We start from the raw sequence: 24,615 nt of genomic DNA, 5'->3' as shown, positions 1-24,615 counted from the left end.
GCGACCGCCGCAACCGCCGAAACCGGCGGCGAGCCGGCCACGGCACCGGCTCCTTGTGCGCCGGAACTGCGAGAGGTGGAGTACGAGCGGGTGCCCGTCGACACCGGGACGGAACGCGCGTGGAGCGCCCCCTACCGGACCGGCTCCGTCCTGGTCAGCCCGCGCCACGAACTCCACACACCGGAGGCACGACCCGCGCTGCGCAAGGTGCTGACGCAGGTGCCACGCAAGGTCCTCCCCATCGCACCGGCCGAGCGGCACGTGGCCCTGTACGAGCTGGCCGTCGAATGTCCCGGGATGTCCGAGGACGAGCTGATCAAGCAGGCCTGTGAGTTCTTCGGGTGGCGCCGGATGGGCAAGGACATCCGTGATTGCCTCGCGGCGGATCTCGCGGAACTGCGGCGGCAACGCAGGCTGGAGCGGGATGTCGACCGTGTGGGCGTGGTGCGCTGAGAACGGGGCCTGATCACGGGCGGAAGGGGAAGGGGCGGCGGGGCCGAAGCCCCTGCCGCCCCTGAGCCCATGTGCTCACGGCGAAGCCGGCGGATACAGCGATCGGGGCAGCTGCGAGGCAGCCGCCGCGTCCAGCAGCCACAGCGTGCGCTGCCGGCCGTACGCACCCGCCGCCGGGGCCTGCACCTCACCCGCGCCCGACAGGGCGATGGCCACGGCCTGCGCCTTGTCCTCGCCGGCCGCGAGGAGCCACACCTCGCGGGCCGAGCGGATCGCCGGGAGGGTGAGGCTGACCCGGGTCGGCGGCGGCTTCGGGGCACCGTGGACGCCGACCACCGTGCGCTCCGTCTCGCGGACCGCGGGCAGCTCCGGGAAGAGCGAGGCCACGTGGGTGTCCGGGCCGACGCCCAGCATCAGGACGTCGAAGGAGGGAACCGTGCCGTGGTTCTCCGGCCCGGCCGTCTTGGCCAGTTCCGCCGCGTAGGCCTCCGCCGCCGCCTCCACGTCCGCACCGTACGGCCCGTCGGAGGCGGGCATGGCGTGCACGCGCTCCGGGTCCACCGGTACGGCGTCCAGCAGGGCCGCGCGAGCCTGCGTGACATTGCGCTCCGGGTCGCCCTCGGGCAGGTAGCGCTCGTCGCCCCACCACAGGTCGAGCCGGCTCCAGTCGATGGCGTCCCGGGCGGGCGCCGCCGCCAGCGCGGCCAGCAGGCCGTTGCCGTTGCGGCCGCCCGTGAGGACCACGGACGCGTGGCCCCGGGAGGCCTGCGCATCCACGATCTTCGTGATCAGACGGGCCGCGGCGGCCTGGGCCATCAGGTCCTTGTCGCGGTGCACGACCAGCTGCGGAGTGCTCACTTCGCCGCCGCCTTCTTCGCCGGGGCCTTCTTGACGGCCGCCTTCTTGGCAGGAGCCGGGACGGCCTCCTCCACCGGTTCCGGCGCGGCGGGCTCGGCGCCCGTGTTCAGCCGCTCCACGCCGTAGCGCAGCGCCGAGGCGTAGGTGTCGTCCGGGTCGAGCCGGCGCAACTCCTCCGCGATCAGCTCGGCGGTCTCCCGCCGCTTGAGCGCCACCGCGCGGGCCGGCTGGCCCTCGATGGCCAGGGTGGCCAACGAGCCGTCGGCACGGTCCAGGACGATCGGGCCGCAGCTGGTGTCCATGCGGACGGCGGTCAGGCCCGGGCCCGAGGACAGCGAGCGCTTGACGGGGACGTCCAGCCGGTTCGCGAGCCACATCGCCAGCAGCTCGCAGCTCGGGTTGAACTCCTCGCCCTCCACCTCGACGGCCTGCACCTCGCAGATCACCTGGTCCAGGGCCGCCGCCAGCATCGAGCGCCACGGCGTGATCCGGGTCCAGGACAGGTCCGTGTCGCCGGGCGTGTAGGCCTTGGCACGGGTGGACAGCTCCCGCACCGGCTGCTCGGCGGCATAGGTGTCGGTGACCCGGCGCTGGGCGAGCGCGCCCAGCGGGTCCTTCGCCGGGTCCAGCGGGGCGTTCACCGGCCACCACACGACGACGGGGGCGTCCGGCAGCAGCAGCGGCAGGACGACCGAGTCGGCGTGGTCGGACACCTCGCCGTACAGCCGCAGCACGACCGTCTCACCGGTGCCCGCGTCCGCGCCCACCCGCACCTCGGCGTCCAGACGGGACGACGTGCGGTCGCGCGGGGAGCGGGAGACCCGCTTGATGACCACCAGCGTGCGCGAGGGGTGCTCGCGCGAGGCGTCGTTGGCGGCCTTCAGGGCGTCGTAGGCGTTCTCCTCGTCGGTGACGATGACGAGGGTGAGGACCATGCCGACGGCGGGGGTGCCGATGGCGCGGCGGCCCTGCACCAGCGCCTTGTTGATCTCGCCGGCGGTGGTGCCGGTCAGGTCTATCTTCATGGCCGGCGCCAGCTCCGTCCGTCTCGTGCGAGCATCTCGTCCGCCTCGGCGGGGCCCCAGGTGCCCGACGGGTACTGCGCCGGCTTGCCGTGCTTGTCCCAGTACTCCTCGATCGGGTCGAGGATCTTCCAGGACAGCTCGACCTCCTCCGTGCGCGGGAAGAGGTTGGCGTCGCCCAGCAGCACGTCAAGGATCAGGCGTTCGTAGGCCTCCGGGCTGGATTCCGTGAAGGACTCGCCGTAGGCGAAGTCCATCGACACGTCCCGGATCTCCATCGAGGTGCCCGGCACCTTCGAGCCGAAGCGGACCGTGATGCCCTCGTCCGGCTGGACCCGGATGACGACCGCGTTCGAGCCCAGTTCCTCCGTCGCCGTGTGGTCGAAGGGGGAGTGGGGCGCCCGCTGGAAGACGACGGCGATCTCGGTGACGCGGCGGCCGAGGCGCTTGCCGGTGCGCAGATAGAAGGGGACGCCCGCCCAGCGGCGGTTGTCGATCTCCAGCTTCACGGCCGCGTAGGTGTCGGTCTTCGACTTCGGGTCGATGCCGTCCTCTTCGAGGTAGCCGATGACCTTCTCGCCGCCCTGCCAGCCGCCCGCGTACTGCCCGCGGACGGTGCTGCGGCCCAGGTCCTTCGGCAGCCGGACGGCGCCGAGCACCTTGGTCTTCTCCGCGGCCAGCGCGTCCGCGTCGAAGGAGGCGGGCTCCTCCATCGCGGTGAGCGCGAGCAGCTGGAGCAGGTGGTTCTGGATGACGTCACGGGCGGCGCCGATGCCGTCGTAGTAGCCGGCGCGGCCGCCGATGCCGATGTCCTCGGCCATGGTGATCTGGATGTGGTCCACGAAGGACCGGTTCCAGATCGGCTCGAACATCGTGTTGGCGAAGCGCAGCGCCAGGATGTTCTGGACGGTCTCCTTGCCGAGGTAGTGGTCGATCCGGAAGACCTGGTCCGGCTCGAACACCTCGTGCACGACCTTGTTCAGCTCTTCGGCCGACTTCAGGTCGTGGCCGAACGGCTTCTCGATGACCGCGCGCCGCCAGGAACCGCCGGTCTGGTCGGCCAGCCCGTGCTTCTTCAGCTGCTGGATGACCACCGGGAAGGAGCGCGGCGGCACGGACAGGTAGAAGGCGAAGTTGCCGCCCGTGCCCTGTGCCTTGTCCAGCTCCTCGATGGTGGCGCGCAGCCGCTCGAACGCATCGTCGTCGTCGAAGGTGCCCTGGACGAAGCGCATCCCCTGGATGAGCTGCTGCCAGACCTCCTCACGGAACGGCGTACGGGCGTGCGCCTTGACGGCGTCGTGGACCTCGGCGGCGAAGTCCTCGTGCTCCCACTCACGGCGGGCGAAGCCCACCAGGGAGAAGCCCGGCGGCAGCAGACCACGGTTCGCGAGGTCGTACACCGCGGGCATCAGCTTCTTGCGGGACAGGTCGCCCGTGACGCCGAAGATCACCAGGCCCGACGGCCCCGCGATACGCGGGAGCCGTCGGTCGGCGGGGTCACGAAGCGGGTTCGCTCCGGAACCAGCAAGGGGTGACAACTCAGCCCTCCGAGGGGGCGAGGCGCTGCAGCTCCGCCTCGGTCGACTTCAGCAGGTCGTTCCAGGACGCCTCGAACTTCTCGACGCCCTCGTCCTCCAGCACCTGTACGACGTCGTCGTAGGAGATGCCGAGCTTCTCCAGCGCGTCGAGGTCGGCGCGGGCCTGTTCGTAGGTGCCGGTGACGGTGTCGCCGGTGATCTCGCCGTGGTCCTCGGTGGCCTCCAGGGTGGCCTCCGGCATGGTGTTGACCGTGTTCGGCGCGACCAGCTCGGTGACGTACAGCGTGTCCGGGTAGGCCGGGTCCTTCACACCCGTCGACGCCCACAGCGGACGCTGCTTGTTGGCGCCCGCGTTCTCCAGCGCGTTCCAGCGGTCGGAGGAGAAGACCTCCTCGTACGCCTGGTAGGCGAGCCGCGCGTTGGCGACGGCGGCCTTGCCGCGCAGCGCCTTGGCCTCGTCGGTGCCGAGACCTTCCAGCCGCTTGTCGATCTCGCTGTCCACGCGGGACACGAAGAAGGACGCCACGGAGTGGACCAGCGAGAGGTCAAGGCCCTTCTCGCGCGCCTTCTCCAGGCCCGTGAGGTAGGCGTCCATGACCGCCCGGTAGCGCTCCAGGGAGAAGATCAGCGTGACGTTGACGCTGATCCCGTGGCCGATCGTCTCGGCGATCGCCGGGAGGCCCGCCTTGGTGGCCGGGATCTTGATCAGCGTGTTGGGGCGGTCGACCAGCCAGGCCAGCTGCTTGGCCTCGGCGACGGTCGCCCGGGTGTTGTGCGCGAGACGCGGGTCCACCTCGATGGAGACCCGGCCGTCCTTGCCGTCGGTGGCGTCGAAGACCGGGCGCAGGATGTCGGCGGCGTCGCGGACGTCCGCCGTGGTGATCATCCGGATGGCCTCTTCGACGGTGACCTTGCGGGCGGCGAGGTCCGCGAGCTGCTGCTCGTAGCCGTCACCGCTGCTGATCGCCTTCTGGAAGATCGTCGGGTTGGTGGTGACGCCCACGACGTGCTGCTGGTCGATCAGCTCGGCGAGGTTGCCGGACGTGATCCGCTTGCGCGACAGGTCGTCCAGCCAGATCGCGACGCCTTCCTCGGAGAGGCGCTTGAGTGCGTCTGTCATGGAATTACATCTCCTACGTGTCGTATATGAGCGTCAGCGCTGGGCGGCGGCGAGGGATTCCCGGGCCTCGGCAGCCACGTTCTCGGCAGTGAAGCCGAACTCGCGGAAGAGCACCTTGCCGTCGGCGGAAGCACCGAAGTGCTCCAGGGAAACGATGCGGCCGGCGTCCCCGACGTACTTGTGCCAGGTGAGGCCGATACCCGCCTCCACCGCGACCCGCGCCTTCACGTTCGGCGGCAGGACGCTGTCCCGGTACCCCTGGTCCTGCTCCTCGAACCATTCCACGGACGGCATCGACACGACCCGCGTCGGCACCCCGTCGGCCTGCAGCTGCTCGCGCGCCTCGACGGCCACGTGCACCTCGGAACCGGTGGCGATCAGGATGACCTGGGCGTCGCCGCCTTCGGCCTCGAACAGCACGTAGCCGCCCTTGGCCGCGTCGTCGTTGGGCTCGTAGACCGGCACGCCCTGGCGGGTCAGCGCGAGGCCGTGCGGGGCGCCCTTGCCGAACTCCTTCGTGTAGCGCGACAGGATCTCGCGCCAGGCGATCGCGGTCTCGTTGGCGTCCGCCGGACGGACGATGTTCAGACCCGGGATGGCACGCAGCGAGGCCAGGTGCTCGACCGGCTGGTGGGTCGGGCCGTCCTCGCCGAGACCGATGGAGTCGTGCGTCCACACGTACGTCACCGGCAGGTGCATCAGGGCCGACAGCCGCACCGCGTTGCGCATGTAGTCGGAGAACACCAGGAAGGTGCCGCCGTAGATGCGGGTGTTGCCGTGCAGCGCGATGCCGTTCATCTCCGCGGCCATGGAGTGCTCACGGATGCCGAAGTGGATCGTGCGGCCGTACGGGTCCGCCTCCGGCAGCGGGTTGTCCGCCGGCAGGAACGAGCTGTCCTTGTCGATGGTCGTGTTGTTCGAACCGGCGAGGTCGGCGGAGCCGCCCCACAGCTCGGGGATGACCGCGCCGAGCGCCTGCAGCACCTTGCCGGAGGCGGCACGCGTCGCGATGCCCTTGCCCGCCTCGAAGACCGGGAGCTTCTCCTCCCAGCCGGTGGGCAGCTCGCCCTTGCTGACGCGGTCGAACTCGGTGGCCCGCTCGACGTTGTTGTCGCGCCACTCCTGGAACGACTTCTCCCACTCCGCCTTGGCCTGGCGGCCGCGGTCGAGGGCCTCGCGGGTGTGGTTCAGCACCGCGTCGGAGACCTCGAAGGCCTGCTCCGGGTCGAAGCCGAGGACGCGCTTGGTGGCCGCGACCTCCTCGTCACCGAGGGCCGAGCCGTGCGCGGCCTCGGTGTTCTGGGCGTTCGGGGCCGGCCAGGCGATGATCGAGCGCATCGCGATGAAGGACGGCTTGTCCGTGACCTTCTTCGCGGCCTCGATGGCGTTGTAGAGGGCGTGCGGGTCGAGATCGCCGTCCGGCTTCGGGGCGATCCGCTGCACGTGCCAGCCGTAGGCCTCGTACCGCTTGACGGTGTCCTCGGAGACGGCCGTCTCGGTGTCGCCCTCGATCGAGATGTGGTTGTCGTCCCAGAGCAGGACCAGGTTGCCGAGTTCCTGGTGACCGGCGAGCGAGGACGCCTCGGCGGAGATGCCCTCCTGGAGGCAGCCGTCACCGGCGATGACGTAGACGAAGTGGTCGAAGGGGGACTCGCCCTGCGCAGCGTCCGGGTCGAACAGACCGCGCTCGTAGCGGGCGGCCATCGCCATGCCCACCGCGTTGGCGACACCCTGGCCGAGCGGGCCGGTCGTCGTCTCGACGCCCTTGGTGTGCCCGTACTCCGGGTGGCCAGGGGTCTTCGAACCCCACGTCCTGAAGGCCTTCAGGTCGTCCAGCTCCAGGCCGAATCCGGCCAGGTAGAGCTGCGTGTAGAGGGTCAGGGACGAGTGGCCGGCGGACAGCACGAAGCGGTCGCGCCCGACCCACTCCGGGTCGGCCGGGTCGTGCCTCATCACCTTCTGGAAGAGGGTGTAGGCGGCCGGTGCCAGGCTCATCGCCGTACCGGGATGGCCGTTGCCGACCTTCTGTACGGCGTCGGCGGCCAGGACACGGGCGGTGTCCACGGCCCGCTGGTCCAGCTCGGTCCACTCAAGGTCTGTGGTGGTCGGCTTGGTGCTCACCCTGGGTCAGGGCTCCTCTCCACATGTCGGTCGCCGGTCTTCGGGGCATGCGCCCACCCGGCCCGCCGGTGCACGTCGTGCCCACCGGCCGGTGCCGAGCCTACCCCCGTAAAGACGTGCGTTTTTTCGAGTCATTCCAGACTGCCGGGAGTCCGCACGATCCGCCTCCCGACTGGCCGAGGACGCATTCGGCACATGAATACGGAGCCGCTCATCTGACTGCTCAATCGAGCCCTACGGCACCTCGAATGGGACGCCCGCCAACACGACCCCACCCCCGCGAAGGCCGAGGTATGGGCAACGTCTAAAGTGGCGTGGTACGCGCGAGCCTTTACCGGTACTTCACACGGGGAGGCTTGCTGGGATGTCTCTGTCAGGGGTGTGCGTGACGGCCGTCGAATCCCGTCCAGCGGGTGCGCTCGGGACGAGCCAAAGCCCGGTTCACCGGCCGTTCGGGGCCCGTGTCAAGGCGTTCGTGGCGCTGACCAAGCCGCGGATCATCGAGCTGCTGCTCATCACCACCGTGCCGGTGATGTTCCTGGCACAGCAGGGTGTGCCCGACCTGAAGCTGGTCCTGCTCACCTGCGTCGGCGGCTACCTCTCCGCGGGCGGCGCCAACGCGCTGAACATGTACATCGACCGGGACATCGACGCCCTGATGGACCGCACCTCGCAGCGGCCGCTGGTGACCGGCATGGTCAGCCCGCGCGAGTGCATGGCCTTCGGCATCACCCTGGCGGTCGTCTCGACGCTGCTGTTCGGACTGACCGTCAACTGGCTGTCGGCCTGGCTGTCCCTCGGAGCGCTCCTTTTCTACGTCGTCGTCTACACGATGATCCTCAAGCGGCGCACGTCCCAGAACATCGTGTGGGGCGGCATCGCCGGCTGCCTCCCGGTGCTGATCGGCTGGTCCTCCGTCACGAACTCCATGTCGTGGGCGCCGGTCATCCTCTTCCTCGTGATGTTCTTCTGGACGCCGCCGCACTACTGGCCGCTGTCCATGAAGGTCAAGGAGGACTACGCGCGCGTGGGCGTGCCGATGCTCCCGGTCGTCGCCTCCAACAAGGTGGTCGCCAAGCAGATCGTGATCTACAGCTGGGTGATGGTCGCCGTCTCCCTGCTGCTGACCCCGCTCGGCTACACCGGCTGGTTCTACACGGTGGTGGCGCTCGCGGCCGGCGGCTTCTGGCTGTGGGAGGCGCACGGCCTGCAGAACCGGGCGAAGGCCGAGGTGACGGGCGCCAAGCTCAAGGAGATGCGCCTCTTCCACTGGTCGATCACGTACGTGTCGATCCTCTTCGTCGCGGTCGCGGTGGACCCCTTCCTGCGCTGACACACGTCACACGGACCTGCTCTCGCCAGCTGATCTACTCGTGAGTAGCATCCGGGGTATGGCAGACACGCAGCAGGTTGACCCGAAGGCCGAGCGCAAGGTGACCCGGCTCGCCCACCAGATCAGCGCCTTCGCGAAGGCGCACGGCGGCGCCGAGGGCCAGGTGGCCCACATCGGCGAACGCGGCGCCCGCATCGTGCTCGTCGGCGAGGACGGCGGCTGGGGCGACCTGGTGGCCCCCAGCACCGAGATCGCCCGGCAGGCCGTGGAGAAGGCCGGCATCACGGTCCACGAGTCCTTCGACGGCGAGTTCGCGGCAAAGGTCCAGACGGGCCCGTACGAGTGGAAGCGCATGGCCGGCATTCAGATCGGCGGCTGAGCAGCGCGCCCCGCAGGGGCGCGGGGCTGTACCGATATACGGCTCCGCCGCGTGGGCGCGATCAGCCACCTGAGGCGTGTATCCGCCGAACAGCCCGTACCCCCGAGCTGAACCGCGACCTCACACCCGGTTCACCCGTTAGGACCTGTAAGGCACAGCGTCCCACGGGAGCCGGAATGATCGAAACGCCGTCCCTCGTGGACCAGTACTGCCACGGAGTGCTCCGCACGGAACTGGGCCTCGGCACCTTCGAGGCCCAGCTGGCCCGCACCGAGGGCCCACCCGCAGCGGGCACCACCCTCTTCGACACGCAGACGGGCTTCGCCGTGAGGCGCTGGTGCCCACCCCTCCTCGGCCTGGAACCGCACTGCCCGCCCGCCCGCTATCTCGCTCGCCGCCGCGAACTCGGCGTCCTGGAGGCGGGCCGCCGGCTCTTGCGGGGCAGCGGCATCACCACGTACCTGGTCGACACGGGCCTGCCCGGCGACCTCACCGGCCCCACCGAGATGGCCTCTGCGGGAGGCGCCGAGGCACGCGAGATCGTCCGGCTGGAGCTGCTCGCCGAGCAGGTCGCCGACACCTCCGGCACCGTCGAGTCCTTCCTCGCCAACCTCGCCGAATCGGTGCACGGAGCCGCCGCGGAGGCCGTCGCCTTCACCTCCGTCGCGGGTCTGCGACACGGCCTGGCCCTCGCGCCCGAACCGCCCGGGCCGGGGGAGGTACGGGGTGCGGCGGCCCGCTGGCTGGCCGGGCGGCGGGTCGGCGGCGAGCTGACCGACCCGGTCCTGCTGCGCCACCTGCTGTGGAACGCGGTCGCCTCGGGGCTGCCGCTCCAGCTGCACGCGGGCCTCGGGGAACCGGGCTCGCGCATCGACCGTACGGACCCGGTCCTGCTCACCGACTTCGTCCGGGCCACCGCGGGCCTCGGCACCGACCTGATCCTGCTGCACGGCTACCCGTACCACCGCCACGCCGCCCACCTGGCCGGTGTCTTCCCGCACGTGTACGCCGACTCGGGCGCCGCCCTCGTCCGTACCGGCGCCCGGGCGGCCACGGTCCTCGCCGAGATCCTGGAGCTGGCCCCCTTCGGCAAGATCCTCTTCTCCAGCGGCGCCCACGGCCTGCCCGAGCTGCACGTCGTCGGCGCCAGCCTGTTCCGCGAGGCCCTGGCCCAGGTGCTGGGCACCTGGGTCGCCGAGGGCGCGTGGAGCCTGGGAGACGCGCAGCGGGTGGCCCGGATGGTCGCGGCGGACACCGCGCGGCGGGTGTACGGGCTGGGCTGAGGACTGTACGGCGGTGTGCGCGCTGTACAGACTGGTGCGATGCCGACCGACGCGCTGCTCGACCGTTTCCTGCACGGACTGTCGCACCTGAGCCCCCTCGCCGTCTGGGCGCACGGCTCACTGGCCGGCGGGGACTACCAGGAGGGCCGCAGCGACCTGGATCTGATCGCGGTCCTGCCCGGTCCGCCACGCCTGAGCACCGTACGGCGGGTGGTGACGCTGCACCGCAGGCTGCGCGCCGAACCGCTCGCCGCCCAGCTGCACTGCAGCTACCTCACCCCGGCCACGCTGGACGACCCGGACCGCTCGCACCTGACCTGGGCGCACGGACATGTCATGCGCCGCCCGGTCACCCCCGTCACACGGCGTGAGCTGCACGACTTCGGCCGGGTGCTGTACGGCACGCCACCGCGCGGACTGCTCCCTGCGGTACCGGACCGGCAGCTGGACGACTTCGTCGTCGAGGACCAGCGCCGCTTCTGGCGGCCCGCGGTCGACAAGGCCCGGCTGTGGCGGCAGGACATCTGGGTCGACCTGGGGCTGCTGACCTTCGCCCGGGCCACCGTGACCCTGCGCGACGGGCGGCTGATCTCCAAGCGGGAGGCGCTCACCGAACTGCCCGCTCTCGGCGCTCCCGCGGAGGTCGTCGAGGACATCGCGCGCCGGCGCTACGCGGAGCCGGCCCCGGCGGATGCCGGCCGGCTCGACCGCCGTGCCGAGCTGACCCGCGCCTACCTCGGGCCGGCGATCGACGCGCTGGTGACCACGTACGGGTGACTCACGCGCGCGTGCCCACCGTCACCTCGGCCGAGGGACCGGGCAGGTCCAGGGCGGCCTGCGGGCGCTCCCGCAGCGACAGCAGGACGCGCAGCACACCGATCCACACCAGGCACGAGCCGAACATGTGGAGGCCGACGAGGGCCTCGGGCAGGTGCGTGAAGTACTGGACGTAGCCGATGACACCCTGCCCGAGCAGGATCAGGAACAGGTCGCGGGTGCGGTCCAGGGGCCCCTTGGGGGCGTCGACGGCCTTGAGGACGAACCACAGGGCGAAGGTGAGGGTCACCACGATCCAGGCGAGCACGGCGTGCAGCTTGCTGACCGTCTCCCAGTCGATGTGGATCCGGTCGACCTCGCTGGAGTCACCCGCGTGCGGCCCGGCCCCGGTCACCACCGTGCCGACCGCGATCAGCAGCACGGACGCGGCCACCAGGAACCAGACCAGCTGCTGCACGGCCTTGCCGACCAGCGGCCGCGGCGCCCCGTCGCCCTCGCGGGTGCGCTGCCACATCACCGTGGCGATGGCGATGAGCCCCGTGGAGAGCAGGAAGTGGGCGGCGACCGTGTACGGGTTCAGGCCCACCAGGACCACGATGCCGCCGAGCACCGCGTTGCCCATGACCACCCAGAACTGCGTCCAGCCGAGCCGGGTGAGGCTCGGCCGGTACGGCTTCTCGGAGCGCACTGCGATGATCGCCCAGCCGATGGCGGCGCACAGCACGTACGTCAGCATGCGGTTGCCGAACTCGATGGCACCGTGGAAGCCCATCGCGCTGGTGGTGGTCAGCGAGTCGTCCGTGCAGGTGGGCCAGGTCGGGCAGCCCAGGCCCGAGCCGGTCAGGCGGACGGCACCGCCGGTGACCACGATCACCACCGACATGACGAGCGCGGCGAGCGCCGCCCGGCGGACCGTCCGGGGGTCCGGGGTCCAGCGTTCGGCGATGAAGGCGAGCGGGTTGCGCAGGGCCGCCTGGGCGTCGGCGCGGTTCAGCTTTGGCACGCGCACCATCGTAGGCCGCCGCTTGTGCACGCTTTCACGAGGGGGCACCTGAACGGGTCACTCCCACCGGAAGAACCTCCCGGCCGCGGCCAGCCCCACGACCGCCCACCCGGCGAGGATGCCCAGGTCGCCCCAGGGCATCCCGGCCCCGTGCTGGAGCACGTCCCGCAGGCCGTCCGAGAGGGCGGAGATGGGGAGCAGGCCGAGGATGTGCGCTCCGGCCGAGCCGAACTTGTCGAGCGGCACGATCACGCCGCCGCCGACGAGCAGCAGCAGGAAGACCAGGTTGGCGGCGGCCAGCGTCGCCTCCGCCTTCAGCGTGCCCGCCATCAGCAGGCCGAGCCCGGAGAAGGCGGCCGTGCCGAGGATCAGCAGCAGCAGGACGGCGAGGGGGTTGCCGTGCGGGGACCAGCCCAGCGCGAAGGCGATCACCGTCAGCAGGATCACCTGGAGGATCTCCGTGACCAGGACGGACGCCGTCTTCGCGGCCATCAGGCCCCAGCGCGGCAGCGGGGAGGAGGCGAGCCGCTTGAGCACGCCGTAGCGGCGCTCGAAGCCGGTCGCGATGGCCTGCCCGGTGAACGCCGTCGACATCACGGCGAGAGCCAGGATGCCCGGGGCGAGGAAGTCGACCGCCCTGCCCTTGCCGGTGTCCACGATGTCCACGGAGCTGAAGAGCACCAGCAGCAGGGTCGGGATCACGACCGTCAGCAGCAGCTGCTCGCCGTTGCGCAGCAGCATCCTGGTCTCCAGCGCCGCCTGGGCTCCGATCATGCGGGGGAGCGGGGCGGCACCGGGCTTCGGTGTGTACGTACCCACAGTCACGAGCGCAGCTCCTTGCCGGTCAGCTCCAGGAAGACGTCTTCCAGGGTGTGCCGCTCCACCGAGATCCGGTCCGGCATCACCCCGTGCTGGGCGCACCACGAGGTCACCGTGGCCAGCAGCTGCGGGTCGACGTTGCCGACGACCCGGTAGCTGCCCGGGGTCAGCTCGGCGGCCGTGCAGTCGGCCGGGAGCGCCTTGAGCAGCGAGGCCACGTCGAGGCCGGGGCGGCCGGTGAAGCGCAGGGTGTTCTCGGCACCGCCCTTGCACAGCTCCTCGGGGGAGCCCTGGGCGATGACCCGGCCGCCGTCGATGATCGCCACGTCGTCGGCGAGCTGCTCGGCCTCTTCCATGTGGTGCGTGGTGAGGATCACCGAGACGCCGTCGGCGCGCAGGTCCCCGACCAGGTCCCAGGTGGCCCGGCGGGCCTGGGGGTCCAGGCCGGCGGTCGGCTCGTCCAGGAACACCAGCTCGGGACGGCCCACCACGGCCATGGCGAGCGCGAGCCGCTGCTGCTGGCCGCCGGAGAGCCGCCGGTAGCCGGTGCGTCCGCAGGAGCCGAGCCCGAGGCGTTCGATCAGCGCGTCCACGTCCAGCGGATGCGCGTGCAGCCTGGCCACGTGCCGCAGCATCTCGTCCGCCCGGGCGCCGGAGTACACACCCCCGGACTGGAGCATCACGCCGATACGGGGACGCAGCTCGGCGGACTGCCGTACCGGGTCGAGGCCCAGGACGCGCACCGTGCCGGAATCCGGCTTCCGGTACCCCTCGCAGGTCTCGACCGTGGTCGTCTTCCCCGCCCCGTTGGGACCGAGTACGGCGGTCACACCCGCCTGGGCCGCCAGGTCGAGGCCGTCCACCGCGGTCTTCGTGCCGTACCGCTTCACCAGGGCCTGGACCTGGACCACGGGCTCACTTCGCATGGCTCAAGAGTCTAGGGAGATGTCGGACCGCTCAGGCGGCCGGGTGCGGGAACTCCTCCGCACGGGGCCGGTGCACCGCCAGCCACCGCTCGGCGTAGGCCACCGCGTCCGCCACCGGGAACAGCCGTACGTCGGCCGAGCCGACCTTTCCCCGTACGACCGGCCGGTCCCGTTCGAAGTCGTGGCCCAGCTCGTCGAAGCGGTCCGAGGTGATCGACACCTCGGTGACCGACTCCCAGCCGCCGCCCGGTGCCGGCCGGCCCACCCGTACCAGCGGGGACGGTATGCGGTACTCGGCGAGGTGGAAGCTGGTACAGGCGTCGTAGCCCGCGCCCAGCAGCAGGACCCGGGCGGCCAGCTTCTCCAGCCGGGCGAGCGGGCTGCGCTCGCCCAGCCGGCAGTCGGGGGCGTGGCCCTCGGTGATCTCCGCGGCGCGCGGCCCGAGCGCCGCGAACGAGGTCTGCGGGTGCGCGCTGCGCCGGGCGCCCGGCCAGGTGCGCACGGTCTCCGGGAGCACGCCGACCCCGCGCGAGGGGGTGATCAGCGGGTCGTAGTCGGGCATCGTGGCGCGGATCCTGTCCCACCACTCCTCGGGCACGGGGGGATTGCCCCACACGGCCGGGTCGGACAGGTCCGCGGACTGGGTCGGGACGACGAGCGTGCCGGACGGGCCGAGGGCGTCGAGGAGCCCCTGCACGACGGCGACGGCCCCTCCGTTGACCCAGCCGAGGGAGCTGAGCGAGGTGTGCACGAGGAGAATCTCGCCGGTCTCGACACCCAGCAGGCGCAGCTGTGCGGCGACGGTGTCGCGAGTGACAAGAGGGCCGGTCGGAGGGGGTATGGGCATGGTTCGGGAGTCTTCCCGACGGGCCTGTCCGGCGCCACCGAAATCGCCGGAAGGCCATCACCGAATGATCGGCGAATGATCGATCAGAAGATCATTTCCGCAGGTCAGATTAGGTATGCCTAAGTGATGCAGGGCACCGTTCGGTGATCCGGACACGGCTTGTCAGGCCCTGAGGAATTACGCAACAATGGCGTTGTGAAAAACGTCGGCGAGACTCGGGAGGCCTTGGTGGCCCCCCATGAGGAGCTCGCGACCGGGGAGCGATCGACGCGCAACCGGGTCGCGCGGTCCATCCTGGACCACGGCCCGTCGACCGTCACCGAACTCGCCGGACGCCTGGGACTGACCCCGGCGGCCGTACGGCGGCACCTGGACGCCCTGGTCGCCGACGACGTCGTGGAGGCGCGCGAGCAGCGGGTGTACGGCGCCCGGACCCGTGGCCGCCCCGCCAAGGTCTTCGCGCTGACGGACTGCGGCCGCGACGCCTTCGACCAGTCGTACGACAAGCTCGCCGTGGACGCCCTGCGCTGGATCGCCGAGCAGGAGGGCGGCGCCGAGGCGGTCGCCGCCTTCGCCCGCGCCCGGATCGCCGCCCAGGCGGGCGCGTACCGCAAGGCGGTCGAGGGCGTCGGCCCCGACAAACGCGCCGAAGCGCTGGCCAAGGCCCTGAGTGTCGACGGGTACGCTGCTACGGCGCGCAGCGCACCGGTCGGCGAGCAGCTGTGCCAGCACCACTGCCCGGTCGCCCACGTGGCGGAACAGTTCCCGCAGCTGTGCGAGGCGGAGACGGAGATCTTCGCCGAGCTGCTGGGAACCCACGTCCAGCGACTGGCGACCATCGCCCACGGCGACGGCGTCTGCACGACGTTCATCCCCAAGATTTCCACTGACGCATCTGCTAGCACGGCCGGGAGGAACCCCGCATGACTCTCCCCACGGAGACTGCCCACCCCGAACTCGAGGGTCTGGGCAAGTACGAATACGGCTGGGCCGACTCCGACGAGGCCGGTGCCTCCGCGAAGCGTGGCCTGAACGAGGACGTGGTCCGGGACATCTCGGCGAAGAAGAGCGAGCCGGAGTGGATGACCAAGCTCCGCCTCAAGGGCCTGCGCCTGTTCGAGAAGAAGCCCATGCCGAACTGGGGCTCGGACCTCTCGGGCATCGACTTCGACAACATCAAGTACTTCGTGCGCTCCACGGAGAAGCAGGCGGAGTCCTGGGAGGACCTGCCCGAGGACATCAAGAACACCTACGACAAGCTGGGCATCCCGGAGGCCGAGAAGCAGCGCCTCGTCGCCGGTGTCGCCGCCCAGTACGAGTCGGAGGTCGTCTACCACCAGATCCGCGAGGACCTGGAGGAGCAGGGCGTCATCTTCCTGGACACCGACACCGCGCTGAAGGAGCACCCCGAGCTCTTCAAGGAGTACTTCGGGACCGTCATCCCGGTCGGCGACAACAAGTTCGCGTCGCTGAACAGCGCCGTGTGGTCCGGCGGCTCGTTCATCTACGTGCCGAAGGGTGTGCAGGTCGAGATCCCGCTCCAGGCCTACTTCCGTATCAACACGGAGAACATGGGCCAGTTCGAGCGGACCCTGATCATCGTGGACGAGGGTGCCTACGTGCACTACGTCGAGGGCTGTACGGCCCCGATCTACAAGAGCGACTCCCTCCACTCCGCCGTGGTCGAGATCATCGTCAAGAAGAACGCCCGCTGCCGCTACACGACCATCCAGAACTGGTCGAACAACGTCTACAACCTGGTCACCAAGCGCGCCGTCGCCTACGAGGGCGCGACCATGGAGTGGATCGACGGCAACATCGGCTCCAAGGTGACGATGAAGTACCCGGCCGTCTACCTGATGGGCGAGCACGCCAAGGGCGAGACCCTCTCCATCGCCTTCGCCGGCGAGGGCCAGCACCAGGACGCCGGCTCCAAGATGGTCCACATGGCGCCGAACACCTCGTCCAACATCGTCTCGAAGTCCGTGGCGCGCGGTGGCGGCCGTACGTCCTACCGCGGTCTGGTCGAGATCGGCGAGGGCGCCCACGGCTCGAAGTCGAACGTGCTGTGCGACGCGCTGCTGGTCGACACCATCTCCCGCTCCGACACGTACCCGTACGTCGACGTCCGCGAGGACGACGTGTCCATGGGCCACGAGGCGACCGTCTCCAAGGTCAGCGACGACCAGCTCTTCTACCTGATGAGCCGGGGCATGACCGAGTTCGAGGCGATGGCGATGATCGTGCGCGGCTTCGTCGAGCCGATCGCCAAGGAGCTGCCGATGGAGTACGCCCTTGAGCTCAACCGGCTGATCGAGCTCCAGATGGAAGGCGCGGTGGGCTAGCCCCCGACCGCTGTCCCATCAAGCCAATCACGCAAGAAAGCGAGCACTACGACAGCCATGGCTGAGGCCCAGAACATCCCGGTGGGTTCCACCACCGCCGGCTCGATCGCGGTCGCCGCCGAGTCGACCGTCGCCACGCGCATGAGCGCGCCCCCGTCCTTCGACGTGGCGGACTTCCCGGTCCCGCACGGCCGCGAGGAGGAGTGGCGGTTCACCCCGCTGGAGCGACTGCGCGGTCTGCACGACGGCACCGCCGTCGCGAGCGGCGAGGGCGTGAAGGTCGCCGTCGAGGCCCCCGAGGGCGTCACCGTCGAGACCGTCGGCCGCGACGACGCGCGGCTCGGCAGGGCGGGCACCCCGGTGGACCGCGTCGCCGCCCAGGCGTACTCCGCCTTCGAGCAGGCCGGCGTGGTCACCGTCCCCAAGGAGACGGTGCTCACCGAGCCGATCCGCATCGCCGTGCACGGTGAGGGCGGGGTCGCCTACGGCCACCAGGTGATCGAGCTGGGCGCCTTCGCCGAAGCCGTCGTCGTCATCGACCACACCGGCGACGCGGTGCTCGCCGCCAACGTCGACTACATCCTGGGCGACGGCGCCAAGCTGACCGTCGTCTGCGTCCAGGACTGGGACGACAAGGCCGTGCACGTGGGCCAGCACAACGCGCTGATCGGCCGGGACGCCTCCTTCAAGTCGTTCGTGGTCACCTTCGGCGGCGACCTCGTCCGGCTGCACCCGCGCGTCGCCTACGCCGGCACCGGCGGCGAGGCCGAGCTCTTCGGCCTGTACTTCACCGACGCGGGCCAGCACCAGGAGCACCGCCTCCTGGTCACCCACAACACCCCGCACTGCAAGTCGAACGTCGTCTACAAGGGCGCGCTCCAGGGCGACGACGCGCACGCCGTGTGGATCGGTGACGTGCTGATCGAGGCCAGCGCCGAGGGCACCGACACCTACGAGATGAACCGCAACCTGGTGCTGACCGACGGCGCGCGGGTCGACTCGGTGCCGAACCTGGAGATCGAGACCGGCGAGATCGTCGGCGCCGGTCACGCCTCCGCCACCGGCCGCTTCGACGACGAGCAGCTCTTCTACCTGATGGCGCGGGGCATCCCGGAGCACGAGGCCCGCCGCCTCGTCGTCCGCGGCTTCTTCGCCGGGCTGGTCCAGCAGATCGGCGTCGCGGACATCGAGGAGCGCCTCATCGCCAAGATCGAAGAGGAGCTGGAGGCGTCGGTCGCATGACTGCCTCGTCGACGTTCCTACGCGCCTGTGGGCTGAGCGAGCTGGAGGAGGACACCCCGAAGCGGGTGGAACTCGACGGCACGCCGGTCTCGGTCGTGAAGACCGAGGGGGAGGTGTTCGCGATCCACGACATCTGCTCGCACGCGAACGTCTCGCTCTCCGAGGGCGAGGTGGAGGACTGCCAGATCGAGTGCTGGCTGCACGGCTCCGCCTTCGACCTGCGCACCGGCAAGCCGTCCGGCCTCCCCGCGACGCGCCCCGTCCCCGTATACCCCGTAAAGATCGAAGGGGACGACGTTCTCGTCTCCCTCACCCAGGAGTCCTGAGGCACCCATGGCAACGCTTGAAATCCGAGACCTGCACGTCACCGTCGAGGCCGACAACGCCACGAAGGAGATCCTCAAGGGCGTCGACCTCACCGTGAAGCAGGGCGAGACGCACGCCATCATGGGCCCCAACGGCTCCGGCAAGTCCACCCTCGCCTACTCGCTCGCGGGTCACCCGAAGTACACGATCACCAGCGGCACCGTGCTGCTCGACGGCGAGGACGTCCTGGAGATGTCCGTCGACGAGCGCGCCCGCGCGGGCCTGTTCCTGGCGATGCAGTACCCGGTCGAGGTCCCCGGCGTCTCGGTCTCCAACTTCCTGCGCACCTCCGCCACCGCCATCCGCGGCGAGGCCCCCAAGCTGCGCACCTGGGTGAAGGAGGTCAAGGAGGCCATGGAGCGCCTCAACATGGACCCGTCCTTCGCCGAGCGCAACGTCAACGAGGGCTTCTCCGGCGGTGAGAAGAAGCGCCACGAGATCCTCCAGCTCGAACTGCTCAAGCCGAAGGTCGCGATCCTCGACGAGACCGACTCCGGCCTGGACGTCGACGCCCTGCGCATCGTCTCCGAGGGCGTCAACCGCGTCCGCGAGACCGGCGAGGTCGGCACCCTGCTGATCACGCACTACACGCGCATCCTGCGCTACATCAAGCCCGACTACGTCCACGTCTTCTCCGGCGGCCGCATCGTCGAGTCCGGCGGCGCCGAGCTCGCCGACAAGCTGGAGGACGAGGGCTACGAGGCATACACGAAGGGTGGCGCATCCGCGTGACACAGCTGCCGGGCCTCCTCGACACCGAGGCGATCCGCAAGGACTTCCCCGTGCTGGACCGGCTGGTCCACGACGGCAAGAAGCTCGTGTACCTGGACAACGCGGCGACCTCGCAGAAGCCGCGCCAGGTGCTGGACGCCCTGAGCGAGTACTACGAGCGCTACAACGCCAACGTCCACCGCGGTGTGCATGTGCTCGCCGAGGAGGCCACGGCGCTGTACGAGGGCGCGCGCGACAAGGTCGCCGAGTTCGTCAACGCGCCGAGCCGCGACGAGGTGATCTTCACCAAGAACGCCTCCGAGTCGCTGAACCTCGTGGCCAACATGCTGGGCTGGGCCGACGAGCCCTACCGGGTGGACCACGAGACCGAGATCGTCATCACGGAGATGGAGCACCACTCCAACATCGTGCCGTGGCAGCTGCTCGCGCAGCGCACCGGCGCCAAGCTGAAGTGGTTCGGCCTCACCGACGACGGCCGCCTGGACCTGTCCAACATCGACGAGATCATCACGGAGAAGACGAAGATCGTCTCCTTCGTGCTGGTGTCGAACATCCTGGGCACGGTCAACCCGGTCGAGGCGATAGTCCGCCGCGCCCAGGAGGTCGGTGCCCTCGTCTGCATCGACGCCTCCCAGGCGGCCCCCCACATGCCGCTGGACGTCCAGGCCCTCCAGGCCGACTTCGTGGCCTTCACCGGCCACAAGATGTGCGGCCCGACCGGCATCGGCGTCCTGTGGGGCCGCCAGGAGCTGCTGGAGGACCTGCCTCCGTTCCTCGGCGGCGGCGAGATGATCGAGACGGTGTCGATGCACTCCTCGACCTACGCCCCGGCGCCGCACAAGTTCGAGGCGGGCACCCCGCCGATCGCCCAGGCGGTCGGTCTCGGTGCCGCGATCGACTACCTGAACTCGATCGGCATGGACAAGATCCTCGCCCACGAGCACGCGCTGACCGAGTACGCGGTGAAGCGCCTCGCAGAGGTCCCCGACCTCAGGATCATCGGCCCGACCACGGCCGAGGACCGGGGCGCGGCGATCTCCTTCACGCTGGGCGACATCCACCCGCACGACGTGGGCCAGGTCCTCGACGAGCAGGGCATCGCGGTCCGCGTCGGCCACCACTGCGCCCGTCCCGTCTGCCTGCGCTACGGAATTCCTGCGACCACGCGAGCGTCGTTCTATCTGTACTCCACGCCGGCCGAGATCGACGCTCTGGTCGACGGACTGGAGCACGTACGGAACTTCTTCGGCTGAGGGGCGTGCTGAAACCGTGAAGCTGGACTCCATGTACCAGGAAGTCATCCTGGACCACTACAAGAACCCGCACGGGCGTGGTCTGAGGGATGGCGACGCCGAGGTGCACCATGTGAACCCGACGTGCGGCGACGAGATCACCCTCCGCGTGAAGTACGCCGGCACGACGATCGAGGACGTCTCGTACGAGGGCCAGGGCTGCTCCATCAGCCAGGCCTCGGCGTCCGTCCTGAACGAACTCCTCGTCGGCAAGGAACTGGCCGACGCGCAGAAGATCCAGGAGACCTTCCTGGAGCTGATGCAGTCCAAGGGCCGGATCGAGCCGGACGACGCGATGGAGGAGGTGCTGGAGGACGCGGTCGCGTTCGCCGGTGTCTCCAAGTACCCCGCCCGGGTCAAGTGCGCCCTCCTGAGCTGGATGGCGTGGAAGGACGCGACGGCCCAGGCGCTGGGTGGCGCCGACGCCGAAAGGAAGACGGCATGACCGACACCGCTGAGATGAAGCCGGCCTCGGAAGACGAACTCCGTGAGGCCCTGTACGACGTCGTCGACCCCGAGCTGGGCATCGACGTCGTCAACCTCGGCCTGATCTACGGCATCCACATCGACGACGCGAACATCGCGACGATCGACATGACGCTGACCTCGGCGGCCTGCCCGCTGACGGACGTCATCGAGGACCAGGCCAAGTCCGCCACCGACGGCCTGGTCAACGAGCTGCGCATCAACTGGGTCTGGATGCCGCCGTGGGGCCCCGACAAGATCACGGACGACGGCCGCGAGCAGCTGAGGGCGCTCGGGTTCAACGTCTGAGACATCCGCGCGTGAAGCGGCGGCACCTGACGGGTGCCGCCGCTTTCGTGTGTTCAGGCGAGCCCGTCCACCAGCGAGAACGCCGAGTCCGCCCGGTACAGGCCGGTGTTCTGGTACGGGTCCAGCTTCAGCTGGAAGTTCTGGTGGCGCAGGAAGCGGCCGGGGTAGTTGACGGACTCCAGCATGGTCGCGCCGCTGAAGGAGGACGTGCGGGGGCAGAACGTGGCGTCCCGGCCGAAGAGCGGCGAGCCGTCGTCGTGCTCGGCGCGCAGGAGGAAGTTGCGGTGACGCAGGTAGGCGCCGTCGGCGGTGGCGAAGGAGTAACAGCGGGCGTCGGACAGGCCCTTGACGAGCTTGAAGGTGGCGGCGAGGCGGTCCGAGGGTGAGGCGACCGGCTCCAGCTTCACGTAGTCGCCGGTGATGTGCCAGTAACGGTCCGGGTAGTTGAGGGAGCGGACGGAGCGCCACTCGGCCGAGGGCTTCGAGGAACTCCTGTGCGGTGCCGGGGACTTGGCGGGCCCGGACTGCTGCGCGTGGGCCGTGGCCGTGGTCGTGGGCGTGGGGGAGGCGGGGGCGGAGGGCGTCCCCGAGGTCATGGCGCTCTCGCCCTTGGGGTGAGGTGCCGTACTCGCCGGCGGGGAGGCGAAGGAGAGCAGGCCGGGGCCGTTGTCCGTGGCCGCTGCGGTCGTGGCCGGGGAGGCCTTCTCCTGCGGGGTCCGGCTGCTGACGGCTATCGCGGTCACGCCGGTGGCGACGGTGGCCAGCGCCAGTGCGCCGGCCAGCCACAGTCTTCGGGTGCCGGGAGCCCGCGAGGTGTCCGGGGCCCAGCCGTTCTCCCAGGGCCGGTGCTGCGGGGGGTGGGGGGTGTTTTCAGGCATGCGTGGGTCTCCACCGCCGCCCAGGGCGACGGCCGGGGTGTGTGGGTGAGGTGGGTGAACTGTGAAGCAGTGGTGGTGCCGAGGGCTGCACAGTAGTGGAGCCGAGGGGCCGGTGTGGGGCGTTTCAGCGAGCGGTTTCTATGAAAATGAAACTTGTTATGTGTACGGGCGTACGCAAACGTTGTGTACGCTTGTACACATGGGATACCTGTTGCTCGCCGGCGCCATCGCCGCCGAGGTCGCCGCGACGACGGCGATGAAGTACAGCGAGGGGTTCAGCCGGCTCTGGCCCTCCCTCGTGACGGCCCTGGGCTACCTTGTCGCCTTCGCACTGCTCGCCCGGACCCTGAAGACCGTGCAGATCGGCACGGCGTACGCGATCTGGTCCGGGGTGGGCACCGCGGCCATCGCGCTGCTCGGCCTGCTGCTGTTCGGGGAGGGGCTGAGCGCGACCAAGGTCGCGGGGATCCTGCTGATCGTCGGGGGAGTGGTGGTGCTGAACATGGGAGGCGCTCACTGATGCCCCGCCGACACGACCCCGAGCGGCGGCAGCGGATCATCGACGCGGCGATCCGGGTGGTCGGGAGCAAGGGCATCGCGGGGCTGAGTCACCGCACGGTCGCCGCCGAGGCGGATGTGCCGCTGGGCTCCACGACGTACCACTTCGCCACCCTGGAGGAGCTGATGGTGGCCGCCCTGCGGCAGGCGAACGAGGGGTACGCCAAGGTGCTGGCCGAGCGGCTGCCCGAGGACAAGGACGGCCGGGGCGACCTCGCGACGGACCTCGCCCGGGTGCTGGGGGAGTGGCTGAGCGGCGACCGTACGGGCGTGGAGCTGGAGTACGAGCTGTATCTGGCCGCACTGCGGCGGCCCGCGCTGCGCCCGGTCGCGGCCGAGTGGACCGAGGAGGCGGCGGTGAGGATCGCCCGGCGCACGGACGCGGTCACGGCGCGTGCCCTGCTCGCGCTGATGGACGGCATCTGTCTTCAGGTACTGCTGACGGGCGGTTCGTACGACGAGGGGTACGCGCGCGCCGTGCTGGCTCGGGTGATCCCCTGAACCCGCGCCCGGCACCTGAGACGCCGCCCGTACGGGTTCGCCCCCACGACCTTCCCCACGTTAGGTTTCCTGCATGACCGACACTGCTTCTCGTACCACCGGCGCCGTCGCCGCCGGCCTTGCCACCCTCGCCTCCGACGGCACCGTTCTCGACACCTGGTTCCCGGCCCCCGAACTCGTCGCGGAGCCCGGCCCCGCCGGCACCGAGCGCCTGTCCGCCGAGCGGGCCGCCGAGCTGCTCGGCACCGGCGCGACCGCGGCGATCGGCCCGGACGCCCGCCGGGGCGTCGAGGTGGTCGCGGTCCGTACGGTCATCGCCTCGCTCGACGAGAAGCCGATCGACGCGCACGACGCCTACCTGCGGCTGCACCTGCTCTCGCACCGCCTGGTCAAGCCGCACGGCCAGAGCCTGGACGGCATCTTCGGGCACCTCGCCAACGTCGCCTGGACCTCGCTCGGCCCGGTCGCCGTGGACGACGTCGAGAAGGTGCGGCTGAACGCCCGCGCCGAGGGCCTGCACCTCCAGGTCACCTCGATCGACAAGTTCCCGCGCATGACCGACTACGTCGCCCCGAAGGGCGTGCGGATCGCCGACGCCGACCGGGTCCGCCTGGGCGCGCACCTCGCCGAGGGCACCACGGTCATGCACGAGGGCTTCGTCAACTTCAACGCCGGCACGCTCGGCACCTCCATGGTCGAGGGCCGGATCTCCGCGGGTGTCGTGGTCGGCGACGGCTCGGACATCGGCGGCGGCGCCTCCACCATGGGCACGCTGTCCGGCGGCGGCAACGTGATCATCTCCATCGGCGAGCGCTGCCTGATCGGCGCCGAGGCGGGCGTCGGCATCGCGCTCGGCGACGAGTGCGTGGTCGAGGCCGGCCTGTACGTCACCGCGGGCACCCGGGTCACGATGCCCGACGGCCAGATCGTCAAGGCCCGTGAGCTCAACGGCGCCTCCAACATCCTCTTCCGCCGCAACTCGGTCACCGGCGCCGTCGAGGCCCGTCCGAACAACGCGGTGTGGGGCGGCCTGAACGACATCCTGCACAGCCACAACTGACGCGGACGGCACAGACGACCGACGGCGGCCGCCCCGAGCGCGGCCGCCGTCGGTCGTCCGGCTCCGGGTCACAGGCCCAGGGCGATGGCCAGCCGGGTCAGTTCGGCCGTGCTGTTGATGTTGAGCTTGGCCCGGATGCGGCGGAGGTAGGCGTCGACCGTGTGCTGGGAGAGCCCCATGTGGCGGGCCGTCTGGAGGTAGGTGCGCCCGGCGGCGATGTGGTGGAGGGTCTCCCGCTCGCGCGGAGCCAGTGCGGAGGCTTCGGTCTGGGCGGTGGTGACGGTGACGCTCATGGGATTTCCTTCGGCGGGTCGGCGGTGTCGCTGCTCGCATCGTCGGAAGCAGGGGCTAAATGTCCGAATATCGGCTTTTCGCCCTGTTTCTTAGA

At 70.3% G+C, this 24,615-nt stretch carries 27 protein-coding genes; 16 read left to right on the top strand and 11 right to left on the bottom strand.

Annotated elements, in window-relative coordinates; all coding sequences use genetic code 11:
* The first annotated feature begins 90 nt into the window (after positions 1–90).
* Positions 91–453: a hypothetical protein gene (locus tag AQI88_RS04470; protein ID WP_159050294.1), complete on the top strand. Its 363-nt coding sequence runs from the start codon at positions 91–93 to the stop codon at positions 451–453.
* 75 nt (positions 454–528) lie between these two features.
* Here AQI88_RS04470 and pgl read toward each other — a convergent pair whose 3' ends face one another.
* Genes pgl through tkt form a run of 5 tightly spaced genes read right to left on the bottom strand, consistent with a single transcriptional unit; the run spans position 529 to position 7,112 of the window.
* Positions 529–1,311, bottom strand: a complete 783-nt coding sequence (gene pgl / locus AQI88_RS04465) for a 6-phosphogluconolactonase (protein ID WP_066992203.1) — start codon at positions 1,309–1,311, stop codon at positions 529–531.
* Positions 1,308–2,336: a glucose-6-phosphate dehydrogenase assembly protein OpcA gene (gene opcA, locus AQI88_RS04460; RefSeq protein ID WP_066992200.1), complete on the bottom strand. Its 1,029-nt coding sequence runs from the start codon at positions 2,334–2,336 to the stop codon at positions 1,308–1,310. The genes pgl and opcA overlap by 4 nt, the downstream gene beginning before the upstream one ends.
* The gene (gene zwf, locus AQI88_RS04455; protein ID WP_066992196.1) at positions 2,333–3,871 is read right to left on the bottom strand and encodes a glucose-6-phosphate dehydrogenase; all 1,539 of its coding nucleotides are present in this window, start codon (positions 3,869–3,871) and stop codon (positions 2,333–2,335) included. Before zwf ends, opcA begins: the two co-directional genes overlap by 4 nt.
* A 1-nt stretch (position 3,872) precedes the next feature.
* Complete coding sequence (gene tal, locus AQI88_RS04450; protein ID WP_066992193.1) at positions 3,873–4,991, bottom strand: transaldolase; 1,119 nt, start codon at positions 4,989–4,991, stop codon at positions 3,873–3,875.
* Positions 4,992–5,024: 33 nt separating this feature from the next.
* Positions 5,025–7,112 carry a transketolase gene (gene tkt / locus AQI88_RS04445; protein ID WP_066992190.1) on the bottom strand — a complete coding sequence of 696 codons (2,088 nt, stop codon included), beginning with the start codon at positions 7,110–7,112 and terminating at the stop codon, positions 5,025–5,027.
* A 364-nt stretch (positions 7,113–7,476) separates the two neighbouring features.
* Between tkt and AQI88_RS04440 the strand changes: the two genes are divergently transcribed.
* The 4 genes from AQI88_RS04440 (at position 7,477) to AQI88_RS04425 (ending at position 10,884) form a co-directional block, all read left to right on the top strand.
* Positions 7,477–8,445: a heme o synthase gene (locus tag AQI88_RS04440; RefSeq protein WP_398698691.1), complete on the top strand. Its 969-nt coding sequence runs from the start codon at positions 7,477–7,479 to the stop codon at positions 8,443–8,445.
* A gap of 58 nt (positions 8,446–8,503) precedes the next feature.
* Positions 8,504–8,824, top strand: coding sequence for a hypothetical protein (locus AQI88_RS04435; RefSeq protein ID WP_066992183.1), 321 nt, complete (start codon positions 8,504–8,506; stop codon positions 8,822–8,824).
* Between the two features lie 176 nt (positions 8,825–9,000).
* The gene (locus AQI88_RS04430) at positions 9,001–10,107 is read left to right on the top strand and encodes an amidohydrolase family protein (protein ID WP_066992179.1); all 1,107 of its coding nucleotides are present in this window, start codon (positions 9,001–9,003) and stop codon (positions 10,105–10,107) included.
* 39 nt (positions 10,108–10,146) lie between these two features.
* Entirely contained in the window at positions 10,147–10,884 is a 738-nt protein-coding gene (locus AQI88_RS04425) for a nucleotidyltransferase domain-containing protein (protein WP_066992176.1), read from the top strand.
* A gap of 1 nt (position 10,885) precedes the next feature.
* Here AQI88_RS04425 and AQI88_RS04420 read toward each other — a convergent pair whose 3' ends face one another.
* The 4 genes from AQI88_RS04420 to AQI88_RS04405 are packed head-to-tail and all read right to left on the bottom strand — an operon-like array spanning position 10,886 to position 14,479.
* Positions 10,886–11,896 carry a COX15/CtaA family protein gene (locus AQI88_RS04420; protein WP_066992173.1) on the bottom strand — a complete coding sequence of 337 codons (1,011 nt, stop codon included), beginning with the start codon at positions 11,894–11,896 and terminating at the stop codon, positions 10,886–10,888.
* 48 nt (positions 11,897–11,944) lie between these two features.
* Positions 11,945–12,661 (bottom strand): ABC transporter permease, encoded by a 717-nt coding sequence (locus tag AQI88_RS04415; protein ID WP_244184059.1) that lies wholly within the window; start codon positions 12,659–12,661, stop codon positions 11,945–11,947.
* A gap of 47 nt (positions 12,662–12,708) precedes the next feature.
* A complete protein-coding gene (locus AQI88_RS04410) occupies positions 12,709–13,632 on the bottom strand; it encodes an ABC transporter ATP-binding protein (protein ID WP_066992167.1) in 924 nt (307 codons plus the stop codon).
* A 31-nt stretch (positions 13,633–13,663) separates the two neighbouring features.
* Positions 13,664–14,479 carry an AAC(3) family N-acetyltransferase gene (locus AQI88_RS04405; RefSeq protein ID WP_066992164.1) on the bottom strand — a complete coding sequence of 272 codons (816 nt, stop codon included), beginning with the start codon at positions 14,477–14,479 and terminating at the stop codon, positions 13,664–13,666.
* Between the two features lie 195 nt (positions 14,480–14,674).
* Between AQI88_RS04405 and AQI88_RS04400 the strand changes: the two genes are divergently transcribed.
* The 8 genes from AQI88_RS04400 to AQI88_RS04365 are packed head-to-tail and all read left to right on the top strand — an operon-like array spanning position 14,675 to position 21,230.
* Complete coding sequence (locus AQI88_RS04400; RefSeq protein WP_066992161.1) at positions 14,675–15,406, top strand: helix-turn-helix transcriptional regulator; 732 nt, start codon at positions 14,675–14,677, stop codon at positions 15,404–15,406.
* On the top strand, positions 15,403–16,824 hold the full coding sequence (gene sufB, locus AQI88_RS04395) for a Fe-S cluster assembly protein SufB (protein WP_066992158.1): 1,422 nt from the start codon (positions 15,403–15,405) through the stop codon (positions 16,822–16,824). The genes AQI88_RS04400 and sufB overlap by 4 nt, the downstream gene beginning before the upstream one ends.
* Before the next feature lie 57 nt (positions 16,825–16,881).
* On the top strand, positions 16,882–18,066 hold the full coding sequence (sufD, locus tag AQI88_RS04390; protein ID WP_066992155.1) for a Fe-S cluster assembly protein SufD: 1,185 nt from the start codon (positions 16,882–16,884) through the stop codon (positions 18,064–18,066).
* Positions 18,063–18,392, top strand: coding sequence for a non-heme iron oxygenase ferredoxin subunit (locus AQI88_RS04385; RefSeq protein ID WP_066992152.1), 330 nt, complete (start codon positions 18,063–18,065; stop codon positions 18,390–18,392). Before sufD ends, AQI88_RS04385 begins: the two co-directional genes overlap by 4 nt.
* Positions 18,393–18,399: 7 nt before the next feature.
* On the top strand, positions 18,400–19,164 hold the full coding sequence (gene sufC / locus AQI88_RS04380) for a Fe-S cluster assembly ATPase SufC (protein WP_066992149.1): 765 nt from the start codon (positions 18,400–18,402) through the stop codon (positions 19,162–19,164).
* Positions 19,161–20,417 carry a cysteine desulfurase gene (locus tag AQI88_RS04375; protein WP_066992146.1) on the top strand — a complete coding sequence of 419 codons (1,257 nt, stop codon included), beginning with the start codon at positions 19,161–19,163 and terminating at the stop codon, positions 20,415–20,417. The genes sufC and AQI88_RS04375 overlap by 4 nt, the downstream gene beginning before the upstream one ends.
* Positions 20,418–20,433: 16 nt before the next feature.
* Positions 20,434–20,901, top strand: coding sequence for a Fe-S cluster assembly sulfur transfer protein SufU (sufU, locus tag AQI88_RS04370; protein WP_066992144.1), 468 nt, complete (start codon positions 20,434–20,436; stop codon positions 20,899–20,901).
* Positions 20,898–21,230 carry a metal-sulfur cluster assembly factor gene (locus AQI88_RS04365; protein WP_066992141.1) on the top strand — a complete coding sequence of 111 codons (333 nt, stop codon included), beginning with the start codon at positions 20,898–20,900 and terminating at the stop codon, positions 21,228–21,230. The genes sufU and AQI88_RS04365 overlap by 4 nt, the downstream gene beginning before the upstream one ends.
* Positions 21,231–21,283: 53 nt before the next feature.
* On the opposite strand, the gene AQI88_RS04360 is transcribed toward AQI88_RS04365, so the two are convergent.
* On the bottom strand, positions 21,284–22,108 hold the full coding sequence (locus tag AQI88_RS04360; protein WP_066992136.1) for an AbfB domain-containing protein: 825 nt from the start codon (positions 22,106–22,108) through the stop codon (positions 21,284–21,286).
* Positions 22,109–22,307: 199 nt separating this feature from the next.
* On the opposite strand from AQI88_RS04360, the gene AQI88_RS04355 reads away from it, so the two are divergent.
* From AQI88_RS04355 to dapD, 3 genes are all read left to right on the top strand, one after another.
* Positions 22,308–22,628 carry a DMT family transporter gene (locus AQI88_RS04355; RefSeq protein WP_066992134.1) on the top strand — a complete coding sequence of 107 codons (321 nt, stop codon included), beginning with the start codon at positions 22,308–22,310 and terminating at the stop codon, positions 22,626–22,628.
* Positions 22,628–23,167, top strand: a complete 540-nt coding sequence (locus AQI88_RS04350; RefSeq protein WP_066992132.1) for a TetR/AcrR family transcriptional regulator — start codon at positions 22,628–22,630, stop codon at positions 23,165–23,167. The genes AQI88_RS04355 and AQI88_RS04350 overlap by 1 nt, the downstream gene beginning before the upstream one ends.
* Positions 23,168–23,240: 73 nt before the next feature.
* Positions 23,241–24,227, top strand: coding sequence for a 2,3,4,5-tetrahydropyridine-2,6-dicarboxylate N-succinyltransferase (gene dapD, locus AQI88_RS04345; RefSeq protein ID WP_066992131.1), 987 nt, complete (start codon positions 23,241–23,243; stop codon positions 24,225–24,227).
* Positions 24,228–24,295: 68 nt separating this feature from the next.
* On the opposite strand, the gene AQI88_RS04340 is transcribed toward dapD, so the two are convergent.
* Positions 24,296–24,520, bottom strand: coding sequence for a response regulator transcription factor (locus AQI88_RS04340; RefSeq protein ID WP_066992128.1), 225 nt, complete (start codon positions 24,518–24,520; stop codon positions 24,296–24,298).
* Positions 24,521–24,615 lie beyond the last annotated feature (95 nt).

The organism is Streptomyces cellostaticus (assembly GCF_001513965.1).
In the GTDB taxonomy this organism is placed as follows: Bacteria; Actinomycetota; Actinomycetes; order Streptomycetales; family Streptomycetaceae; genus Streptomyces; species Streptomyces cellostaticus.
This window is presented reverse-complemented; position numbering and strand designations above follow the sequence as displayed.

Coding starts and splice junctions, on each gene's coding strand:
- AQI88_RS04365 (WP_066992141.1), top strand. CDS start 20,898: ATGACCGACACCGCTGAGATGAAGCCGGCCTCGGAAGACGAACTCCGT.
- AQI88_RS04430 (WP_066992179.1), top strand. CDS start 9,001: ATGATCGAAACGCCGTCCCTCGTGGACCAGTACTGCCACGGAGTGCTC.
- AQI88_RS04420 (WP_066992173.1), bottom strand. CDS start 11,896: ATGGTGCGCGTGCCAAAGCTGAACCGCGCCGACGCCCAGGCGGCCCTG.
- AQI88_RS04425 (WP_066992176.1), top strand. CDS start 10,147: ATGCCGACCGACGCGCTGCTCGACCGTTTCCTGCACGGACTGTCGCAC.
- AQI88_RS04435 (WP_066992183.1), top strand. CDS start 8,504: ATGGCAGACACGCAGCAGGTTGACCCGAAGGCCGAGCGCAAGGTGACC.
- sufD (WP_066992155.1), top strand. CDS start 16,882: ATGGCTGAGGCCCAGAACATCCCGGTGGGTTCCACCACCGCCGGCTCG.
- AQI88_RS04355 (WP_066992134.1), top strand. CDS start 22,308: ATGGGATACCTGTTGCTCGCCGGCGCCATCGCCGCCGAGGTCGCCGCG.
- AQI88_RS04350 (WP_066992132.1), top strand. CDS start 22,628: ATGCCCCGCCGACACGACCCCGAGCGGCGGCAGCGGATCATCGACGCG.
- opcA (WP_066992200.1), bottom strand. CDS start 2,336: ATGAAGATAGACCTGACCGGCACCACCGCCGGCGAGATCAACAAGGCG.
- AQI88_RS04410 (WP_066992167.1), bottom strand. CDS start 13,632: ATGCGAAGTGAGCCCGTGGTCCAGGTCCAGGCCCTGGTGAAGCGGTAC.
- AQI88_RS04385 (WP_066992152.1), top strand. CDS start 18,063: ATGACTGCCTCGTCGACGTTCCTACGCGCCTGTGGGCTGAGCGAGCTG.
- sufB (WP_066992158.1), top strand. CDS start 15,403: ATGACTCTCCCCACGGAGACTGCCCACCCCGAACTCGAGGGTCTGGGC.
- dapD (WP_066992131.1), top strand. CDS start 23,241: ATGACCGACACTGCTTCTCGTACCACCGGCGCCGTCGCCGCCGGCCTT.
- AQI88_RS04360 (WP_066992136.1), bottom strand. CDS start 22,108: ATGCCTGAAAACACCCCCCACCCCCCGCAGCACCGGCCCTGGGAGAAC.
- sufC (WP_066992149.1), top strand. CDS start 18,400: ATGGCAACGCTTGAAATCCGAGACCTGCACGTCACCGTCGAGGCCGAC.
- AQI88_RS04405 (WP_066992164.1), bottom strand. CDS start 14,479: ATGCCCATACCCCCTCCGACCGGCCCTCTTGTCACTCGCGACACCGTC.
- AQI88_RS04415 (WP_244184059.1), bottom strand. CDS start 12,661: ATGATCGGAGCCCAGGCGGCGCTGGAGACCAGGATGCTGCTGCGCAAC.
- AQI88_RS04340 (WP_066992128.1), bottom strand. CDS start 24,520: ATGAGCGTCACCGTCACCACCGCCCAGACCGAAGCCTCCGCACTGGCT.
- tal (WP_066992193.1), bottom strand. CDS start 4,991: ATGACAGACGCACTCAAGCGCCTCTCCGAGGAAGGCGTCGCGATCTGG.
- AQI88_RS04440 (WP_398698691.1), top strand. CDS start 7,477: ATGTCTCTGTCAGGGGTGTGCGTGACGGCCGTCGAATCCCGTCCAGCG.